The following is a 5,456-nucleotide window of genomic DNA, read 5'->3' as shown; positions in this document are numbered from 1 at the left end:
CCCCTGTCGTCCTCTTCGGCGTCCGCCCGGCCGCCGAAGAGGACGACAGGGGATTTCCCGTAGGGGTCGGCCGCAAGGGGGAACAGCAGGATGTCACCCGGTCGGAGTTCGTCCCCGGTGATTTTCTCCGCGCATTTTCCGAGACCGCCGGTCCATTCGTTCCCGGGCGGGCCCCACACCATCGGGACATGACCCGAACCGTCCTGCCGACAACCGTCGGACCCGTGGACGGCCGTGCTGCAGGGCACCTTCTCGGTGACCCGTTTCCGGGCCCGCTCGACCCTGGCCGCGCGGGTGGTCAGGGGCATCCGCCCGAGGTTCGCGCGCGGGGCCGCACGGCCACCGGGACCGTGCGGCGGGGCCTTCCGGCCCTGCCGGGTGCAACGCCGTTCACCTGCGGAAACGTAGGGAACGGTCGGGGCGGTCGGCCGTCCGGCGGCCCGCGGGGCGGCGGACGCGGGCGCCGCGCGCACGCCGGTCACCGCGGACGCGGCGGCGGCCACCGCCGGGGTCCGGTTCGCCGCCGGACGATCCGGGGGCCGGCCGCCCGGGGAACGCGGCGGGACCCGCCGCCGGGGAACACAGCAGGGGCAGCCGCAGTCGCCCGCCGGCTCGAATTCCTCGAATACCGGTGACCCCATGCGTCGGCCCTCACACTGTTGTCGAAAAACTCCGCGCCTGTGCACGTCGGCAGTTTCGCAACTGTCTTCGTCACGCGCATGTTGACGGTCCGAATGACGTACACCCGGTGGGCCGATCGGGGGGCGGCCGCCGTCCCCGGGGAGGCGCAGGCGGCCGGTGGTCGGGAGCACCCTCCGGGGTCCTGTAGAGTTGCTCCGTCAGCGCGCGCCGCTAGCTCAGTTGGTTAGAGCAGCTGACTCTTAATCAGCGGGTCCGGGGTTCGAGTCCCTGGCGGCGCACCGAACGGACGGGCTCCTCGTGCAGACGAGGGGCCCGTCGGTTTTTGGCCGGATCCCCTCTCGCGTCCGCTGAACGGGATCCTCTCGTCACACGTATGGAACAGAGGCCCCACGGGCCTCCCCCAGGGGTCACAATGGACGCCTATGACCGGTGAACACCGTGTTTCGCACCTTGCGATCATGATGAACACCGTAGAACCTGGGTTCTTCACTTTGCCGCGAATGTGCGGCTGGTGGGGGGCAGGGAACCGGTTGCCCCGGTGCGGGGCGAGGGACTCCGTCCAAGGGGTGGTGCCGAGGGGGGCACCATGCAACCGGAAGACCGCCGTGCCATGTCTATAAGGTGTGGACGACGTGGAGGCGGCGGTCTACCACTGATGACGTCCGTGAAGGTCGAGGGGGCCCGAGCGGACGGAAGGAAGCGACGAAACACACGGCGTCGCCGTGTGTGGGGGGATGACTCATGACGTCGACACCGACGGGCGCCCGGAGGGACGACGACCCGTCCCAGACCACCCAACTCAGGGTGCCTTCGCATCGGAACTGGAACACGGGCGCGTTCCGCCGGATCAAGAAGACGCTGCCGAAATACGACTACGAGCACTACAGCCGGCTCGCGGGTCCCCTCACCCAGCCCGATCCGAACAAGCCGTACAAGGTCCAGTACCGCTCGCTGATCTCGCAGGAGCCGCACCGCATCCGCATCGCGCTGATGCTGGCCGCGGCCCCGGTGCTGTCGCTGGTGCTGCTGGTGTGGCTGCTGCAGCCCTCCCACTGGACCGAGCGCGACTACCCGGCGTTCGCATGGCTGCCCGCCCTCGACGTCGTCATGCTCGTCTCGATCGGTCTGATCGAGTTCTTCCGCTGCATGAACGTGCTGTCGAACGCGCACGCCACGCTGGTCGCCCGCGACCCGGTCCCGGTGGTGCCCGAGACCGGCACCCGCGTGGCCTTCCTCACCTCCTTCGTGCCCGGCAAGGAGCCGCTGGAGATGGTGACGAAGACCCTGGAGGCGGCGGTGAAGATCCGCCACCGGGGCGTCATGCACGTCTGGCTGCTCGACGAGGGCGACGACCCCGAGGTGAAAGAGGTCTGCGCGCGCCTCGGCGTGCACCACTTCTCCCGCAAGGGCATCGCGAAGTGGAACCAGCAGAAGGGCCCGCACCGCGCCAAGACCAAGCACGGCAACTACAACGCCTGGCTGGACGCGCACGGCGACGACTACGACTTCTTCGCCTCCGTCGACACCGACCACGTGCCGCTGCCGAACTACCTGGAGCGGATGCTCGGCTTCTTCCGCGACCCGGACGTCGGCTTCGTCATCGGCCCGCAGGTGTACGGCAACTACGACAACTTCGTCACCAAGGCCGCCGAGTCGCAGCAGTTCCTCTTCCACGCGCTGATCCAGCGGGCCGGCAACCGCTACGGCTCGCCCATGTTCGTGGGCACCTCCAACGCCGTGCGCATCAAGGCGCTCAAGCAGATCGGCGGGCTGTACGACTCGATCACCGAGGACATGGCCACCGGGTTCGAGATGCACCGCGCCAAGAACCCGGAGACGGGGAAGAAGTGGCGCTCGGTCTACACCCCGGACGTGCTCGCGGTCGGCGAGGGCCCCAACGCCTGGACCGACTTCTTCACCCAGCAGATGCGCTGGTCGCGGGGTACGTACGAGACGATCCTCAAGCAGTACTGGAAGGGCTGGTACTCGCTGCCGCCGAGCAAGCTCTTCAACTACACCATGATGATCATCTTCTACCCGATGTCCGCCCTGAACTGGATCCTCGCGGCGCTGAGCTGTGCGCTGTTCCTGGGCCTGGGCGCCTCGGGTGTGAACATCGACCCGACCATCTGGCTGATGCTCTACGGCAACGCCTCCGCGCTGCAGATCGGCCTGTACGTCTGGAACCGCCGCCACAACGTCTCGCCGCACGAGCCGGAGGGCTCCGGCGGTGTGGCCGGCATGGTGATGTCCGCGCTGTCGGCACCGCTCTACGCGAAGGCGCTGATCGACTCCGTCCTGCGCAAGAAGAGCAAGTTCGTGGTCACCCCCAAGGGCGACTCGGCCAGCCCGGACACCTGGTTCGGAACCTTCCGGTACCACTGGTACTTCATCCTGATCTTCGGCGGCTCACTCGTCGCCGGCTTCGTCTACGGCAACTCGCACCCGGCGATGGTCATCTGGGCCATGTTCGCCCTGCTGATCACCGCGGCGCCGATGTTCGCCTGGCGCCACGGCATGCGCCAGGACAAGAAGAAGCCACCGGGCGACCCTGCCGCGGATCAGCGGCAGGACGCCGAAGCGCCCCGGACGCAGCCGCTGCCGCAGATGCCGCAGCAGCACGCGCACGCCCCGCAGAACCGGCCCAGCTGGGCCGGCCCGCACGGCGGACCGGGCGGACCAGGAGGAACCGGGCACGCCCCGGGCAACGACCAGACCATGCAGATCGCCCTTGGTGGACTTGGGGGACGTAAGGAATGACTGACCGTGCAGGCCGCCGTCGAGCCCGTCGGTTCGCGATCGGCACGGCGGTGGTACTCGCGCTGGCCGGGATGAACGGGCCGTGGCTGTACCGCTTCGGGACCGAGCAGTACCACCAGTACAAGATCAACCAGCCCGAGTACAAGGCCGCCAATGGCAAGTGGGAGATCGTCGAGTTTCCCGAGGAGTACCGGCAGAACACCATCCACGCGGCGCTGCTGCGCACCGGCAAGGTGCTGCTCGTCGCGGGCTCGGGCAACAACAAGGACAACTTCGACGCGAAGAAGTACGACACCCGGATCTGGGACCCGGTCGAGGGGACCATCAAGAAGGTCCCGACCCCGAGCGACCTGTTCTGCACGGGCCACACCCAGCTCGCCAACGGCAACCTGCTGATCGCGGGCGGCACCAAGCGGTACGAGAAGCTCAAGGGGGACGTGAAGAAGGCCGGCGGCCTGATGATCGTCCACAACGAGAACCCGGACAAGCCGATGACCCTGCCCGCGGGGACGAAGTTCACGGGCAAGGAGAACGGCAAGACCTTCGTCTCGAAGGACCCGGTGCTCATCCCGCGCGCCGAGAAGAACTTCGACGAGGAGACCGGCAGGTTCCTGGGCAACACCCCGGGGTACGGCCGCGTCTACGTCGAGGCGCAGAAGGAGGGCGCCAAGTACGAGACCGGCACGCAGGACAACTACACCGTGCAGGGCCTCACCGGCGACGACGCGCGCAACACGTACGGCATCGCCGAGAAGCTCGCCCTGGACAAGAAGGACTTCCAGGGCATCGACGACGCCTTCGAGTTCGACCCGATCGCCGAGAAGTACATCAAGGTCGACCCGATGAAGGAGTCCCGCTGGTACCCGACGCTCACCACCCTGAGCGACGGCAAGATCCTCAGCGTCTCCGGCCTCGACGACATCGGCCAGCTCGTCCCGGGCAAGAACGAGGTCTACGACCCGAAGACCAAGAAGTGGACCTACACGGACAAGGTCCGCCAGTTCCCGACCTACCCGGCGCTGTTCCTGATGCAGGACGGCAAGATCTTCTACTCGGGTTCGAACGCGGGCTACGGACCGGCCGACGAGGGCCGCGAGCCGGGCGTCTGGGACGTGGAGAGCAACGAGTTCACCAAGGTCCCCGGGCTGAGCGACCCCGACCTGATGGAGACGTCCGCCACGGTGCTGCTGCCCCCGGCGCAGGACGAGAAGTACATGGTGATCGGCGGTGGCGGGGTCGGCGAGTCCAGGAAGGCCAGCGAGAAGACCCGGATCGTCGACCTCAAGGCCGACGACCCGAAGTTCGTCGACGGCCCCTCGCTGGACAAGGGCACCCGCTACCCGCAGGCGTCGATCCTGCCGAACGACGACATCCTGGTCTCCGGCGGTTCGGAGGACTACCGCGGCCGCAGCGACTCCAACATCCTCGAGGCGCGGATCTACGACACGGAGAAGAACGAGTTCCAGCGGGTCGCCGACCCGCTGGTGGGCCGCAACTACCACGCGGGCTCGATCCTGCTGCCCGACGGCCGCGTGATGTTCTTCGGCTCGGACTCGCTCTACGGCGACAAGGCCAACACCAAGCCGGGCGAGTTCGAGCAGCGCATCGAGATCTACACGCCGCCGTACCTGCACGGCGACCGTGAGCAGCCCGAGCTGTCCGACGGTCCGGAGACCATCGAGCGCGGCAAGTCGGGCACCTTCACCTCGAAGGACGCCGCGCGCGTCGAGAACGTCCGCCTGATCCGGCCGAGCGCCTCGACCCACGTCACCGACGTGGACCAGCGGTCGATCGCGCTGGACTTCAAGGCCGACGGCGACAAGCTGACCGTGACCATGCCGGAGAACCGGAACCTGGTCCAGGCCGGCTGGTACATGCTGTTCGTCACCGACGCCGACGGCACCCCGAGCAAGGCCCAGTGGGTCCAGGTGCCGTAACCGCCGTACGGCAGCGCGGAGAAGCAGGAGAAAAGGGAGAGGGCGCCCTCTCCCTTTTCTCCTGCTGCGTGTTGGCCCGAAACAATCTTGCTCGTGCGCGGCACCTGGTGTGACCTC

General features: G+C 67.7%; 2 protein-coding genes, 1 tRNA gene and 1 pseudogene. 3 read left to right on the top strand and 1 reads right to left on the bottom strand.

The genetic code is table 11. From position 1 onward, the window contains the following. Positions 1-308, bottom strand: a pseudogene (locus B7L92_RS41570) (peptidoglycan-binding protein); the annotation flags it as partial. A 538-nt stretch (positions 309-846) separates the two neighbouring features. Between B7L92_RS41570 and B7L92_RS12690 the strand changes: the two are divergent. From B7L92_RS12690 to glxA, 3 genes are all read left to right on the top strand, one after another. After that, a tRNA-Lys gene (locus B7L92_RS12690) sits at positions 847-920 on the top strand. A gap of 463 nt (positions 921-1,383) precedes the next feature. Further along, positions 1,384-3,402, top strand: coding sequence for a glycosyltransferase family 2 protein (locus B7L92_RS12685; protein ID WP_081237524.1), 2,019 nt, complete (start codon positions 1,384-1,386; stop codon positions 3,400-3,402). Continuing rightward, entirely contained in the window at positions 3,399-5,339 is a 1,941-nt protein-coding gene (gene glxA, locus B7L92_RS12680; RefSeq protein ID WP_081237523.1) for a radical copper oxidase GlxA, read from the top strand. Before B7L92_RS12685 ends, glxA begins: the two co-directional genes overlap by 4 nt. Positions 5,340-5,456 lie beyond the last annotated feature (117 nt).

Source organism: Streptomyces viridosporus (genome assembly GCF_002078235.1).
GTDB lineage: Bacteria > Actinomycetota > Actinomycetes > Streptomycetales > Streptomycetaceae > Streptomyces > Streptomyces viridosporus.
This window is presented reverse-complemented; position numbering and strand designations above follow the sequence as displayed.

Bases quoted from the DNA above. Each gene is read 5' to 3' on its own strand.
- glxA (WP_081237523.1), top strand. From the start codon at position 3,399: ATGACTGACCGTGCAGGCCGCCGTCGAGCCCGTCGGTTCGCGATCGGC.
- B7L92_RS12685 (WP_081237524.1), top strand. From the start codon at position 1,384: ATGACGTCGACACCGACGGGCGCCCGGAGGGACGACGACCCGTCCCAG.